General features: G+C 33.5%; 12 protein-coding genes. 5 read left to right on the forward strand and 7 right to left on the reverse strand.

Annotated features, from left to right (window positions below; translation table 11 throughout):
* Nucleotides 1-110 precede the first annotated feature (110 nt).
* The 4 genes from AC8GF4_RS15750 to AC8GF4_RS15765 form a co-directional block, all read right to left on the reverse strand.
* The gene (locus AC8GF4_RS15750) at nucleotides 111-1,154 is read right to left on the reverse strand and encodes a hypothetical protein (RefSeq protein WP_506595949.1); all 1,044 of its coding nucleotides are present in this window, start codon (nucleotides 1,152-1,154) and stop codon (nucleotides 111-113) included.
* A 164-nt stretch (nucleotides 1,155-1,318) separates the two neighbouring features.
* Entirely contained in the window at nucleotides 1,319-2,065 is a 747-nt protein-coding gene (locus AC8GF4_RS15755; RefSeq protein ID WP_506595951.1) for a succinate dehydrogenase/fumarate reductase iron-sulfur subunit, read from the reverse strand.
* Nucleotides 2,066-2,117: 52 nt separating this feature from the next.
* Entirely contained in the window at nucleotides 2,118-4,118 is a 2,001-nt protein-coding gene (locus AC8GF4_RS15760) for a fumarate reductase/succinate dehydrogenase flavoprotein subunit (RefSeq protein ID WP_506595952.1), read from the reverse strand.
* 12 nt (nucleotides 4,119-4,130) lie between these two features.
* The gene (locus AC8GF4_RS15765) at nucleotides 4,131-4,799 is read right to left on the reverse strand and encodes a succinate dehydrogenase cytochrome b subunit (RefSeq protein ID WP_506595954.1); all 669 of its coding nucleotides are present in this window, start codon (nucleotides 4,797-4,799) and stop codon (nucleotides 4,131-4,133) included.
* A gap of 380 nt (nucleotides 4,800-5,179) precedes the next feature.
* On the opposite strand from AC8GF4_RS15765, the gene AC8GF4_RS15770 reads away from it, so the two are divergent.
* Complete coding sequence (locus AC8GF4_RS15770; protein WP_506595957.1) at nucleotides 5,180-6,541, forward strand: hydroxymethylglutaryl-CoA synthase family protein; 1,362 nt, start codon at nucleotides 5,180-5,182, stop codon at nucleotides 6,539-6,541.
* A gap of 316 nt (nucleotides 6,542-6,857) precedes the next feature.
* Here AC8GF4_RS15770 and AC8GF4_RS15775 read toward each other — a convergent pair whose 3' ends face one another.
* A complete protein-coding gene (locus tag AC8GF4_RS15775) occupies nucleotides 6,858-8,339 on the reverse strand; it encodes a helix-turn-helix domain-containing protein (RefSeq protein ID WP_506595959.1) in 1,482 nt (493 codons plus the stop codon).
* 120 nt (nucleotides 8,340-8,459) lie between these two features.
* Here AC8GF4_RS15775 and aceB point away from each other — a divergent pair, with 120 nt between their 5' ends.
* The 3 genes from aceB (at nucleotide 8,460) to AC8GF4_RS15790 (ending at nucleotide 12,403) form a co-directional block, all read left to right on the forward strand.
* Complete coding sequence (aceB, locus tag AC8GF4_RS15780) at nucleotides 8,460-10,061, forward strand: malate synthase A (protein WP_506595961.1); 1,602 nt, start codon at nucleotides 8,460-8,462, stop codon at nucleotides 10,059-10,061.
* Nucleotides 10,062-10,147: 86 nt separating this feature from the next.
* On the forward strand, nucleotides 10,148-11,428 hold the full coding sequence (gene aceA / locus AC8GF4_RS15785) for an isocitrate lyase (RefSeq protein WP_506595962.1): 1,281 nt from the start codon (nucleotides 10,148-10,150) through the stop codon (nucleotides 11,426-11,428).
* A gap of 168 nt (nucleotides 11,429-11,596) precedes the next feature.
* Nucleotides 11,597-12,403, forward strand: coding sequence for a TIGR00266 family protein (locus AC8GF4_RS15790; RefSeq protein ID WP_506595963.1), 807 nt, complete (start codon nucleotides 11,597-11,599; stop codon nucleotides 12,401-12,403).
* 47 nt (nucleotides 12,404-12,450) lie between these two features.
* Here the strand turns inward: AC8GF4_RS15790 and AC8GF4_RS15795 are convergent, their stop codons facing one another.
* Nucleotides 12,451-13,644, reverse strand: coding sequence for an AbiH family protein (locus AC8GF4_RS15795; protein ID WP_506595965.1), 1,194 nt, complete (start codon nucleotides 13,642-13,644; stop codon nucleotides 12,451-12,453).
* 90 nt (nucleotides 13,645-13,734) lie between these two features.
* On the opposite strand from AC8GF4_RS15795, the gene AC8GF4_RS15800 reads away from it, so the two are divergent.
* Complete coding sequence (locus AC8GF4_RS15800) at nucleotides 13,735-14,517, forward strand: alpha/beta fold hydrolase (protein WP_506595967.1); 783 nt, start codon at nucleotides 13,735-13,737, stop codon at nucleotides 14,515-14,517.
* On the opposite strand, the gene AC8GF4_RS15805 is transcribed toward AC8GF4_RS15800, so the two are convergent.
* Entirely contained in the window at nucleotides 14,514-15,185 is a 672-nt protein-coding gene (locus AC8GF4_RS15805; RefSeq protein WP_506595969.1) for an ATP-binding cassette domain-containing protein, read from the reverse strand. The two genes, AC8GF4_RS15800 and AC8GF4_RS15805, sit on opposite strands and share 4 nt — an antisense overlap.
* Nucleotides 15,186-15,366: the final 181 nt, after the last annotated feature.

Consider the following 15,366-nt stretch of genomic DNA (forward strand, 5'->3'; position numbering starts at 1 on the left):
ACTGTTTAACAAAGATACGCAAAAGATAAAAAAAGATCTGGGAACGTTTATAGAAACAAAAAAACGCATCCAAATGAATAGATGCGTTTTAAAAATCATAAAAAAAAATTTTATTTGCCTTTTTCTGCCTTTTTTAATGCCTTATTGGCCTCATTATTGATCTCATCAAAATCATTATCCTTTAAGTTATAAGTTAAGGCTCCATAAGAATAATAAACGGGATCTCCAGTTTTACCATTTACAACTTGCAAATATTTATTAGCATTCATACTAACGTATCTTAAATAAAAAATAGCTTCATTATTTAAAATCTTTTGCTCTAAATCAGCATCAGAAATAAATTCGTATTTATATTCATAATCTTCTAAAAGTTCTTTAACCTCTTTTTCTTCTCTTAATTTTTCAGTCATTTTCCATGGATTGTATTCCATTTTATATACTTCTGGAATATAGAGCACTTTATCTTTAAGATCTTTTATTTCTGGCCTTGAAAAATCATCATAGAGTCCATAATGTTCTTCTTTGGTTAGAGATAGGCTAATTTGTTGAAAATAATTTTTCAACATCCCAAGATTTGCATTTGTAAAACATTGCTCTGTATACATTTTTTCATAAAGTGAAGAGGTCTTTTCATCTGAACCTCTACTTTTCATCATTTCAATAAGAAAGCTATTAGTCGAACAAAGAGGTACTCTAGCTAAATCAGTTGAATTTTCAATAAAAATGCTTTCTAATTTGCTTGAATAATGTTTGTCTCCCTTTTTAAGTTTTATAAAGTTTTTTTCAAATTTTTCTGGATTAATATTTCTTAGTATTAAATTATTATGGGTATATACTGTTCCTTTAGATGATACTATGATATCACCATAAAGTTTGGCAATTGAAAAATTTCCATTTGCATAATCAAGAATATTAAAAGTATTAAAATCAACGACTAAAAAAGGAGTTACTGTCCAAGCCTCTGTTAATATTTTCACGTATTCCGCTTTTTCATAGACATTTGAAAGAACAAAAACAGTGGTTGTCTTTTTAAATGCTTCTATATCCCCTTTTTTGAACTCATCATCTGCTCCTCTATAAGAAGGACTAATAGCTACTTGAGCATAGTTTTTTGCACTTAAAATTAGAGCAATAATTAGTATAATTTTTTTCATTATATAAATGGTTTTTTAGTTAGAACATTATATTTAAACTTCTTTTTATCCAGATACCGCATTAGAAATCTGGATTCAACAATAATCTCTTTATATTAATCCATTAAAAAACGCACCCAAATGAATGGATGCGTTTCTTTTAGTTAACTAAATTGTATTGTAAATTATCCTTGCAAACTTGCAGATAAATATTCTCTATTCATACGAGCAATAGTCTCTAGGGAAATTCCTTTTGGACATTCTACTTCACAAGCACCAGTATTGGTACAGTTACCAAAACCTTCAGCATCCATTTGAGCCACCATATTTAATACACGATCTGTAGCTTCTACTTTACCTTGTGGTAAAAGTGCAAATTGAGACACTTTTGCAGCAACGAATAACATAGCCGAAGAGTTTTTACAAGTAGCTACACAAGCTCCACAACCAATACAAGTAGCCGCATCAAAAGCTCTATCTGCATCATGTTTAGGAATTGGAATAGTGTTTGCATCAACTGGATTTCCAGAAGTATTTACAGATATAAATCCACCTGCATGTTGAATTCTGTCAAAAGAACTTCTGTCCACCACTAAATCTTTTATAACTGGAAATGCTTTGGCTCTAAATGGTTCAATAAAGATTACATCACCATCCTTGAACATTCTCATGTGCAATTGACAAGTTGGTATTCCCCTATCTGGTCCGTGCGCTTCTCCATTGATAAACAAAGAACAAGTTCCACAAATTCCTTCGCGACAATCGTGATCAAAAGAAACTGGCTCATCTCCTTTGTTAATTAACCCTTCGTTAAGAACGTCAAGCATTTCAAGAAAAGACATGTCTCCTTCAATTCCATCTAATGGGTACTCAACAATTTTTCCTTTGTCTTGGGCGTTTTTTTGACGCCATATTTTTAATGTAAGTTTCATTTTTAGAATGTATTAAGTAGTTTGAATTAAGTATTAAGACTTATTCAACCTACTATTTATAACTACGAGTTACTAATTTAATGTTTTCAAATACCAATGGTTCTTTGTGTAAAACTGCATCGCTTGGTTTTCCTTTGTATTCCCATGCCGCAACATAAGCAAAGTTTTCATCATCACGTTGTGCTTCACCTTCTTCAGATTGGTATTCTTCACGGAAGTGTCCTCCACAAGATTCATTACGGTGTAATGCATCTTTAGCAAACAATTCTCCTAGTTCAAGGAAATCAGCAACGCGTCCTGCTTTCTCTAGTTCTTGGTTGAAACTATCCGCAGTTCCTGGTACTTTAACATCTTTATAAAACTCCTCACGCAAAGCTGCAATTTCCTCGATAGCTTCAGTCAATCCTTTAGCATTACGAGCCATACCTACTTTGTCCCACATGATTTTTCCTAATTTCTTGTGGAAATAATCAACAGAATGTGTTCCTTTATTGTTTATGAATTTTTCGATCTGATCTTTTACTTTCTTCTCAGCTTCAACAAATTCAGGTAAATCTGTAGAGATTGTTCCTGTTTTAATATCCGGAGCCAAATAATCTCCAATGGTATAAGGTAATACAAAATATCCATCAGCCAAACCTTGCATCAAAGCAGAAGCTCCTAATCTGTTTGCTCCGTGATCTGAGAAATTTGATTCCCCAATAGAGAAACATCCAGGAATTGTTGTTTGTAAGTTATAATCAACCCAAGTTCCACCCATAGTATAGTGTACCGCTGGGTATATCATCATTGGAGTTGTATAAGGATCCTCGTCTACGATTTTCTCATACATTTGGAATAAGTTACCGTATTTGTTTGCAACAACAGCTGCTCCCAATTTGATGATAAGCGCTTTATCGTTCGCATCCAAACCTTTTACATAGGCTTGTTCTTTTCCGTAACGTTGAATGGCTGCAGCAAAATCCAAATAAACTGCTTCACCTGTTTTGTTTACTCCAAAACCGGCATCACATCTTTCTTTGGCAGCACGAGAAGCTACATCACGAGGAACTAAATTTCCAAAAGATGGATATCTTCTTTCTAAGTAATAATCTCTTTCTGCTTCGGACAAATCAGCTGGTTTTTTCTTTCCTTCACGAATTGCTTTTGCATCTTCTAGTTTTGCAGGAACCCAAATACGACCATCATTACGCAATGACTCTGACATCAATGTTAATTTTGACTGGTGGTCTCCAGAAACTGGTATACAAGTTGGGTGAATTTGAGTGTAACAAGGATTTGCAAAAAATGCGCCTTTTTTATGGATTTTCCATGCTGCAGTAGCATTACTTCCCATAGCATAAGTAGAAAGGAAAAATACATTTCCGTATCCTCCAGAAGCAATTACTACAGCATGAGCTGAGTGCCTTTCTATCTTTCCACTTACAAGATCACGAGCAATAATTCCTCTTGCTTTACCATCAACCAATACTAAATCTAGCATTTCGTGACGGGTGTGCGATTTTATTTTTCCACGACCAATTTGGCGGTTCATTGCAGAATAAGCCCCTAGCAACAATTGTTGACCAGTTTGACCTTTAGCATAGAATGTTCTGGCTACCAAAGTTCCTCCAAAAGAACGATTGTCTAACAATCCACCATATTCACGTGCCAAAGGAACTCCTTGCATCACACATTGGTCAATTATATTTGTCGAAACTTCAGCCAAACGGTGAACGTTTGCTTCACGAGAACGGTAATCTCCTCCTTTTATAGTATCATAAAACAAACGGAAAGTTGAATCTCCATCTCCTTGATAATTTTTTGCTGCATTAATCCCCCCTTGTGCTGCAATGGAGTGTGCACGACGTGGAGAATCTTGAAAACAAAATGTTTTTACGTTATACCCTAATTCTGCCAAAGTTGCTGCAGCAGAACCTCCAGCAAGTCCAGTTCCAACAACAATAATATCAATATTACGTTTGTTTGCTGGATTTACTAAATTAATATGATCTTTATAATTTGTCCATTTGTCCGAAATTGGACCACTAGGAATTTTTGAATCTAATGCCATTATAATTGAATATTAAATTTGATTAAAATGATGAAATAATGCAATGAAAATAAAACCAAAAGGAACTACAATTGCAAATGCATATCCTAATTTGTGAAGCGCTTTGGCGTACTTATTGTCAAACCCTACGGATTGAAAAGAAGAATTGAAACCATGCCATAAGTGCAAAGCCAATAATACAAACGCAACACAGTATAATCCTGTACGAACTGGGTTCTCAAATTTGTGAACCAATTCACCAAAATATCTTGTTTCTTCAATTGGATTTACCTCTACATACTTGTAAACCATTTCATGAAACCAAAAATCATACATATGCAATCCTAAAAATGCTAAAACTACCAATCCAGAAATAATCATATTTCTAGAAGCCCACGAAGCATTTGCGGCTCCATTGTAATTTGCATATTTAATCGGTCTTGCACTTCTGTTTTTAAGTTCCAAAACGAAACCCATTACAAAGTGAAAAATAACACCTGCGACCAAAACAGGTTGCATTACAAACTGGATCAACGGATTGTAACCCATAAAATGTGACATCGCATTAAAAGTATCAGCACTAAAAACTGATATGAAATTAATAAAAAAGTGCAGCGATAGAAACGAAATCAAAAAAAGTCCTGAAAGCGCCATAGCTACTTTTTTAGCTATAGACGACTTCAATATTGCAGATTTTGCCATAATAATATAAATGTTTTATTTTTTAAAAAGTCGAACAAATTTAAGTAAATTAGGAACGAATCACAACCATTTTCACTGTTTTACTGTGTTATTTATAATGATTTTAAAGTGTTTAATCAAAAAACTAACAATTCATCAAAAATTAAGTACTAACATCCTAAATATCTGTTTGTTTGTTAAACATTACTTAAAAAATTCAAAAATCCTCTTTTATGAATTAATCAAATAAAACTCTTTAATTAATAAATTTGTTGACAAATAATCGATTTTGCAATTGCATTTTTTATAATTAAACAAAAACACAAAAAACACCTTTTTTGTGTATCTAAAAAAATTGAAATTCTAATTTGGAGTCATAATTTTGCTTAAAAAAATTGGAAATGAAAATCGGAATTGACGCTATAGCTTTTGATGTTGCCAAATTACACTTACCCATAAAAACATTAGCACTTGCTAGAAAGATAGAACCCGAAAAACTAGAAAAAGGATTAGGTTTATTAAAAATGACTTTGCCCGACGTACATCAAGACACAGTGGTGTTTGGAGCCAATGCTTTGACTAAATTAATTCAAGACAATAATGTAAACCTAAATGAAATTGCAAGAATTTATGTTGGAACCGAAAGTGCAATTGACAGTTCCAAACCCATAAGCTCTTTCTTAATTTCTCTAATGGAACAAAAATTCGGAGAACATACTTTATCCGAATGCGATGTAGTCGATTTTACTTTTGCCTGTATTGGCGGTGTTGATGCCATGCAAAACTGTTTGGACTTTGTTCAACTTAATCCAACCAAAAAAGCAATAGTAGTCACCACCGATTTTGCCAAATACGACTTAAATTCTACTGGCGAATATACTCAAGGAGCTGGAGCTTTGGCGATGTTAATTTCTACAAATCCAAGGATTATTACTTTTGAAAATCATTGGGGAGTAAGCACGAAAGGAGTTTTTGACTTTTTCAAGCCTTATCGCACACTTTCAAAAACAGAAATTACTGGAAACACTACCAACGAATCTTGGTTTGACAATTTAGAAAGTGAAATTGAAATCCACAAAGACCAACCTGTTTTTGATGGTCAATATTCGAACCAATGTTATATGGATCGAACAAAAGAGGCTTATTTTTCATTCAAAAAACTAAAAAACACTCAAGGAACAATTTATGAATCTTGGAAAAGTATTGTAATGCATTTACCTTATGCTTTTCAAGGGAGAAGAATGCTGTCTGAAATATATGCCTTGGATGCTTCAACTTTGATTCTTACAGGAGAAGAAACCCCCTCAGAATACCAAAACAAATTAAAAGAAATCAGTAAATCTGAAGATTATCAAACATTTGTGACCAAAAAATTACTACCCGCAGAATTGGCTTCCTCCTTAATTGGAAACTTATATACCGGCTCTATCTTTATGGGATTACTTTCTACTTTGGCACATTTTTATGATACAAATAAAGAAATAACCAATACCAAATTCGGATTTCTTGCTTACGGAAGTGGTTCTAAATCTAAAGTATTTGAAGGCACCATTCAACCCGAATGGAAATCGGGACTAGCTAATATTTCCCTTTTTGAAACATTGGAAAAAAGTTTTGAAATTGATTTTGATACTTATGAAAAGTTACACAAAAAGGAACAAAAACAAAGTGCAAAAGAACCTAAAAATGAATGGGTTTTGGATCGAATAGAAACAGAAATTCCAAATTTAATTGGGGCTCGTTATTACAAATGGGCTGATTAACGTTAAGAGATTTTAGATTGGAGATTAATGAATTTTGATTTAAGATTTTGCAATAGCAAATAAAGCCCCGTATATTTTTCGGATCTCTAACATCTGAGATGCTTCTACATTTTGGTACCGCTCAATGCCATTAAGGATTAAGCTTTGTTATTTCTCGCAAAGACGCTAAGGCGCAAAGTTCAGAACTATTTTCTTCGCGCCTTAGAGTCTTTGCGAGAACTAGATATAGAAAAAATAGCAAGAAAGCATTAATTTTATGTCTTTGCGCTATAGTTAGTGTCAAAATCGTTAATCAAAAATCAGCAATCATTTTATCTCAACTATACTTAGACATATAATCCTGAACAGTAGCATCAGTCTTTTCATTTCTAAGTTTTTGATTCAGATGAATCGGAGGCGAGGCTCTTTCCATACAATCTTTAACAGAACAGGTTTCACAAGTTACTCCGACCAATTGTTTTTGAACCGCATCACCTTCAATAAACTTAAATTTCTTCTTAACCGAAGGTGTTATTAATATCCCAACCGAAATACTTCTCAAGCAATTTTTCTTGAAAGGATCAGGCGTAGCTGATGAAAAAACAAGATATTCATTATTACTGTTTTCATAGCGCGAAATCTGAGCGTCAAAAAAATGTTCTTTTTTTTGCTTCAAGGACTCTACAATGGTTTTTATAGAAACCCATCTTCTGCAATAATGCTCGTTCATTTCATTGGCATGTGGCTCCTGCTGATTGGTAATGTGTAACTCTTTTTTGATTTGATACGTGTCTGCTCCAATTTCGTGAGACAACCGAAGAAAAAAGAGGTTTTTTATTTGAAAATCTTTTGGCAGAATATTTGTCAATCTTTGGTAAAATGACTCAGGAGAAACATTGAATTTCCCCATTAGTTTGACCATCTCTTGTGGTTTTGGATTGCTATTTGATAAAAAGGAATCTAATTCGTCTATCAAATGTTGTCTTGGTAATAATAAGGCTCCAGCAAAATAAGAGGCGTAAAAATTATTAAGAACCTGATCAAAATTTTCAAATTTTATCCAACTAAAAGTGAACAACCTTTCGGTAATTTCCAAATAATTATAGGCAATTTCTTTAGCTAAAATAAACGCTTTCTGAGAAGAATCAATCCCTATTGAAAGCAATAATGTTTTGCTTTTTGGAACAAAAATAGATCGTAAATCACCCAACTCGTCTTGTTCTGAGAAAACAATTTCCTTAATTGTATAACCATATTCCTCAATTAAAACAGCAGACAACTCTTCTATAGATATATTTGCGTCAATATTAATGTGAAAAGCTTTGCAGAACAATAATACTTTTTCTTCAAGATCTTCAAAATAATTATTATGCGCTTCTTGATACGAACGCAAGGAAGCCAAGAAAAAACTTTCTCGGGTTAAATTATAATGCTGTGCAATTTCGATAATAGTACTAATAAAGGCATTGACCTTAGCAGGAGCATTGGCAATAATATCAATTAAATCTGCCTCTTGGATCCCAAAAAGGTCTAGCGGAATCTCTTTCAAAATTCCCGATTTTAATATTTCACCTATCGGAGCAAGATTATTATCCAGTTTCAAAGACACCATGTTGTCGTATGTCACTTCCAATTTCTCCGCCAAAAGAATGATTTTGTCTGTTTTCGGATATTTCTTTCCTTTTTCTATCTCGTTCAAATACGATTTGGAGAGCTCCGTTATTTTGGCTAAACCAAATAATGACAAATCTTTGTTTGTCCTAGCCTGCTTGAGTTTAAGCCCAAATATTAGCTTGATATATTCCTTTTCTACGTTCATAAAATCAAAGATAAACTAAAAAAATTCAAACCATAAAAAAATTATTTTTCATTTTTTGCGAACGTTCGCTTGTTTTGTAAAAAACTTTTTGTAGTATTGCAATATCAAAATGATTGAGCTATGAAAAACCAAACCGAAACCACCGAACAAAAATTCCAAATTACAAATGGAATCACAGAGCAGTATCCAGAAATATTGACGGATAATGCCATGGAGTTTTTAACTGAATTGCATCGAAAATTTAATAACAGAAGACTTTCGTTATTAGAAGACCGCAAAAAACAACAAGTCCTTTTTGATGCTGGAGCTTTACCATCTTTCCCTGCTGAAACTAGAATGATTAGAGATAGTAATTGGGTTACTGCAACTACTCCAAGAGACTTATTAGACAGAAGGGTCGAAATTACTGGACCTGTAGATCGCAAAATGGTCATCAATGCACTTAATTCTGGAGCCAATACTTTTATGGCCGATTTTGAGGATAGCACCTCTCCTACATGGAGTAACTTAATGGAAGGTCAAAAAAATCTGATTGATGCAGTAAACAAAACCATAACTCTGGAAGACACTACAAAAAATAAAAAATACGCACTTAATGAAAAAACAGCTGTTTTAATTGTAAGACCAAGAGGTTTGCATTTGAATGAAAAAAACATATTAATCGATGGTCAAGAAACATCAGGTTCTTTACTCGACTTTGGACTATATGCTTTTCACAATCATGAGGAATTATTTAAAAACGGAACGGCTCCCTATTTCTACTTACCAAAGTTGGAACATTATCTTGAAGCAAGATGGTGGAATGAAGTTTTCGAATTTGCACAAGAATACTTAGGCGAACAAAACGGAACTTTCAAAGCAACCGTTTTGATCGAAACAATTACCGCAAGTTTTCAATTGGACGAGATCATTTTTGAATTAAGAGATCATATAGTAGGATTGAATTGTGGCCGTTGGGATTATATTTTTTCTTTCATAAAAAAACTAAGAAAAAACAAAACGTACATCGTTCCGAATCGCGATCAAGTAACAATGAACACACCATTTATGAGCGCCTATTCACAATTGGTAATTCAACGATGCCACAAACGTAACATCCATGCAATAGGCGGAATGGCAGCTCAAATTCCCATCAAGAATAACGAAGAAGCTAATAACATTGCGTTTGACAAAGTAGTTACTGATAAACGAAGAGAAGTTCAGAACGGACACGACGGTACTTGGGTAGCGCATCCCGATTTGGTGCCTTTAGCAAAATCCGTTTTCGATAAATACATGCCTACTCCAAATCAAATATTTATAACAAGAGAGGATGTAAACGTTATTGCAGAGGATTTATTAGCTGTACCAAAAGGCACTATCACTGAAGAAGGTGTTCGAAAAAACATCAGTATTTCAGTTCTTTATATAGCATCATGGCTGAATGGACAAGGTGCGGCTGCTTTACACCATTTGATGGAAGATGCAGCAACAGCAGAAATATCTAGATCTCAATTGTGGCAATGGCTACAAAACGAAGTGATTTTAGATAATGGGAAAACTTTGACTGAAGATTATTACCATCGTGTGGCTATGGAAGAATTTGAAAAAATTAAAAAAATAGTTGGAGATGAAAACCATGAGAAAAAAAATTATCATTTGGCAGAACAACTATTAGATACTTTAGTAGTAAATGACAATTTCATAGAATTTTTAACTTTAATTGGGTATAAATATCTTTAGCAATATAAAAAGTAAAGACTACTTCATTATTCAAATAATAAAAAAACAACAAAATTATAAACAAAATCTATTAAACTTAAAACACCATGAAGACCACAGAAACAAGAATTCAAGAATTAATTGCTGACTGGATTACAAACCCAAGATGGAAAGGCATCGAACGTCCATATACTGCCGAAGAAGTAGTAAAACTACAAGGTTCATACCAAATTGAGCATAGTGTAGCCAAAATTGGGGCAAACAAACTTTGGGATAGACTTAATTCTCAAGATTTCGTTGCTGGATTGGGTGCCCTTACTGGAAACCAAGCCATTCAAGAAGTTGAAGCTGGACTTGAAGCGATTTATTTAAGCGGATGGCAAGTAGCTGCTGATGCTAATGTAGCAGGAGAAATGTACCCTGACCAATCCTTGTATCCAGCCAATAGCGTTCCTTTGGTAGTAAAAAGAATCAACAACGCACTTTTACGTGCCGATCAAATACAAGTGGTGAATGGAACTGCTGACAAAAAAGATTATCTTGTACCTATCGTTGCCGATGCCGAAGCTGGCTTTGGAGGAAATCTAAATGCATTTGAATTGATGAAATCAATGATCGAAGCTGGAGCTGCGGGTGTTCACTTCGAAGATCAATTGAGTTCAGCTAAAAAATGTGGACATTTAGGCGGAAAAGTTTTGGTACCTACTCAAGAAGCAATCAACAAGTTAATCGCTGCGCGTTTGGCTGCGGATGTTATGGGAACTCCAACATTGGTAGTTGCTAGAACAGATGCCGATGCTGCCAATTTACTAACAAGTGATATCGATCCAAGAGACACCAAATTCATCACAGGAGAAAAAACTGCCGAAGGATTCTTTTACGTGAACTGTGGAGTTGAGCAAGGAATTGACCGCGGATTGAGCTATGCTCCTTATGCTGATTTGATTTGGATGGAAACCAGCAACCCAGATTTGGCCTATGCAAAACGCTTTGCAGATGCGATTCATGCAAAATATCCAGGCAAAATGTTGGCTTACAATTGTTCACCTTCTTTCAACTGGGCTGCAAAATTATCAGTAGCAGAGATGGAAACATTCAGAGAAGATTTGGCCGCTATGGGATACAAATTCCAATTCATCACTTTGGCTGGATTCCACGCATTGAACACTAGTATGTTCGAATTGTCTAAAGCCTACAAAGAAAGAGGAATGGCAGGATACTCTGAATTACAAGAAAGAGAATTTGCCTTGCAAAAACACGGTTTCAAAGCTGTAAAACACCAAGGTTTTGTTGGTACATCTTATTTTGACGCTGTTCAAAATACTGTAACCACAGGAAAATCTTCAACAACAGCTATGAAAGATTCTACCGAGGTAGCTCAATTTTAATTTAAAAAAGCCATTTTAAAAGCACGGAGAAACCCTCATTTCTTCGTGCTTTTTTTATTATAGAACAAATACAAAAATTAATCGGACGTGACAAAAAAATTTTCCTTTTCTATTGTAACATACTAAACTCAAATTCGACTCATCTAAAAAATTAAAACACTAGAAATCATGCAAGCACACGAAATAGATTACCAGATTTTTGGTGAAGAAATGCAGTATGTCGAAATAGAACTAGATCCACAAGAAATCGTAATTGCCGAAGCTGGTAGCTTTATGATGATGGAAAACAATATTCAAATGGAAACCATATTTGGTGATGGTTCTGCACAACAATCAGGTTCAGGTTTGTTTGGCAAACTTTTGAATGCCGGAAAAAGAGTCCTCACAGGCGAAAGCTTATTCATGACGGCATTTTTAAACCAAGGCAATACCAAAAGCAAGGTTTCGTTTGCTTCTCCTTATCCCGGAAAAATTCTTCCGATTGATTTAACACAATTTCAAGGGAAATTTATCTGCCAAAAGAGTTCGTTTCTATGCGCTGCCAAAGGCGTTTCGGTTGGCATAGAATTCTCTCAGAAACTCGGTCGCGGTCTTTTTGGAGGCGAAGGTTTCATCATGCAAAAAATAGAAGGAGACGGAATGGCATTCGTTCATTCTGGCGGAACAATGGCAAAAAAAGAATTAGCTCCTGGCGAAGTCTTAAAAGTAGATACTGGCTGTATCATTGGATTTACCAAAGATGTTGATTATGATATTGAATTTATAGGCGGAATCAAAAACTCTATTTTTGGTGGGGAAGGTTTGTTTTACGCTACCTTGAAAGGACCAGGAACAGTATACATTCAGTCATTGCCTTTCAGTAGATTGGCCGATAGAATCATTGCATCTGCACCGAGAGCTGGCGGAAACAGTCGCGAAGAAGGAAGTTTACTAGGCGGACTGGGAAATCTTTTGGATGGCGATAATCGTTTTTAAACTTTTATAAATTTAATATGAACGGCTTTCAGAAATGGGAGCCGTTTTTATTTTAAGGGAAGTTGAATTTGAGGCAAGGGTTGACAAAGTGTTTTGTTCACTATTTTTTCTCTCATTAATTTTTTCTTATTGAAATGGCGTGAAATATTTTGAGTGATTTCTGTATAATTATCATTAATTACTTTACCATTCTCGTCTCTTCTCTCATGATAAAATACTTTAATCGAACGACAATTATTATGTTCAAAAATAGTATTCAATAAAGTCCGATCGGACAAACCACAAGAGTGTCCCATAATCAGGACTTGAAATTTTTCACTATCAATATACCTTAGTAAATCATTATAATTTGAATTTTGAAGGTACTTAAAAGATTTAAAATTCTTCAAATATTCATTGTCATCTATATTTTCAATTAATTTATAATCCTCATCCATTTCGTCTCCAAAACCAAAATTCACTTTGTTATTGCTGACGTTTTTTAACTCTCCATGAATAAAATTCACTTCGCTTTCAATCCTATCATCTTTTTGAAATATTTCAGAATAAATACTTGCTATTGGTGTATAATTAAAATTAAGAAAATATAGATTATTTGCTAATTCTTCCTCTCTCTCTTCTTCGAAATGTTCCTTTATTTCATCGACATCTTCAGCTTTAATAAACTCTTTCAAAATATTGTTTTCATTACTAAATAATGATATTGGCTTTAGTGCATTGTAAAACTTATCCCAACCATTATTTTCATAATTGGTAAAATCTAATTTGTATTTTTCAACTACTTTTTCATTCAAATATTTTTCTAGTAGATTTTTGATTTGTTCAAATTCTAAGTTTAATTGGTTAACATCCCAAGGATAATTATTGTGATTACCTTTAACTTTTTCCTTTAAAATAACATAATAAATATTTTCAATGTCCACCCAATTTTCAATATCTAACTTATTATTAATTGTTTTAAAAAAATTATTAGCAATATTTAAAGAACAGTACTTTTCATGTTTACGAACAAAAAAATTTATAGATTCAAAATTATTAACAACTTTATTCCAATCTTCTTGAACCTCAAAATTATTACTGGCTCTTGAAATATCAATTGTTAAAAAACCATCTTCAGATTTGTTAGTTTTCGAAAGTTCTACCAAAACATTTTTCCAATAATCATCAATAAAATCTTTATATGAAGTTGGCAATCCATGAGCCAAATCAAAACCGTTCCCAATAATTACAAGTCTATTCATAATTTATAAAATGCTTTCCTCAAATGTAGCATTTAGGAATTTAAAAATTTAATTTTGCAATTGTAATCTTTCAACATAATCTTCACTCTTTTGGAAACACTTCTCTACAAAAACACACAAATTTCGTATTCCGATTTTGGAAAAGGAACTGCCTTAGTCTTTCTGCACGGTTTTTTGGAAAACAAAACCATGTGGGATGCTTATGTTACCGAATTAAGCAAAAGAAACCGAATTATAACCATCGATTTATTGGGACACGGCAAAACCGAAAGTTTGGGTTACATACAAACCATGGAAGAAAACGCCGATGTCGTTCATGAGGTTTTATCCAAATTACGAATTCGAAAAGCCATTCTTGTTGGACATTCTATGGGCGGTTATGTCGCTTTGGCTTTCGCCGAATTGTATCCCGAAAAAATGAAAGGATTGGTATTGCTCAACTCTACTTCCAAAGAAGACAGTCCCGAAAGAAAGAAAAACAGAGACCGAGCGATCAAAGCAGTTAAGAAAGATTACGAAACTTTCATCAGATTATCGATTGCCAATTTGTTCAGCGAAGAGAACCGAGAAATCCTTATCAAAGAAATTGAACAAGTAAAAATTCAGGCTCTACAAACCTCTTTGCAAGGAATTGTAGCCTCATTGGAAGGAATGAAAGTTCGAAAAGATCGGGAATTTCTTTTACACACCACAACCTACCCAAAATTATTGATTCTAGGAAAAAAAGACCCCGTTCTCAATTACGAAGAAAACCTCGAACAAATAAAAGGAACTGATGTTGAATTGGTCACTTTTGAAGATGGTCACATGAGTTCTATTGAAAATCAAGCCGAATTACTAACTGTTTTAGCTAAGTTTTTAAAAAAAATTTAAAGCATTCCTTCTTTCAAATATCCTTTCTCTATCAATTCTTCTTTACAAACTAGATGATGTGCCTTACCCTCTTTTAGTAAAACTAATTTGTTTGACACTTTGATTACGTTTTCATAATTGTGATCCGAAATAATAATCCCTTTATTCATAGAATTTTCTACTATTAATTCATTTACCTTCTCAACCATCAAAGGAGATAAACCATTGTAAGGCTCATCTAATAAAACAAATTTTGAAGAATTGTTGAGAATGATTTTAATTTCTAAATATCGTAATTCACCACCTGACAAATGGGCAATTTTCTTGTCTAACATTGTGAAAATCATTTCATCACCATAAAACGCTGAAATCTTTTCCTTTGATATGGAAAGTTGTATCGCTTTTTTTACTGAAAACAAATTCGGTAAAAAATTAACCTGAGGCAAATAACTAATATCGCCAAACAAATCTTTGGTTTTGGATTTTACACAGCCATCAATTCTAACAAATTTAAAATCGGCAGACTCAATTCCAAAAATAATTTTTAGCAAAGTTGACTTACCCGAACCGTTTCTGCCAAGAAGACCAATAACGTCTTTTGTTTCGAATTTTAAATAAACATCCGACAATATGTTTTTGTTGCCAAAAGATTTCTGAACGCTGTCAATTTCTAATAGGTGATATTTCAAAACAACTTATTTATTGCATTAAAAAAACAAACAGAAATAATTAAAAAAGCAAAAGTAAAACACCAGGAATAAACCCAAAGCTGTATTCTGGAAATCTGATTATTAAAATAAAACACATATTCGTTTTTAGCATTAACTTCTTTGAAAAATAAACTTAAAACAAAACCAAAACTGAGAACCG

The organism is Flavobacterium rarum (SeqCode) (genome assembly GCF_965234445.1).
GTDB classification, from domain to species: Bacteria; Bacteroidota; Bacteroidia; order Flavobacteriales; family Flavobacteriaceae; genus Flavobacterium; species Flavobacterium rarum.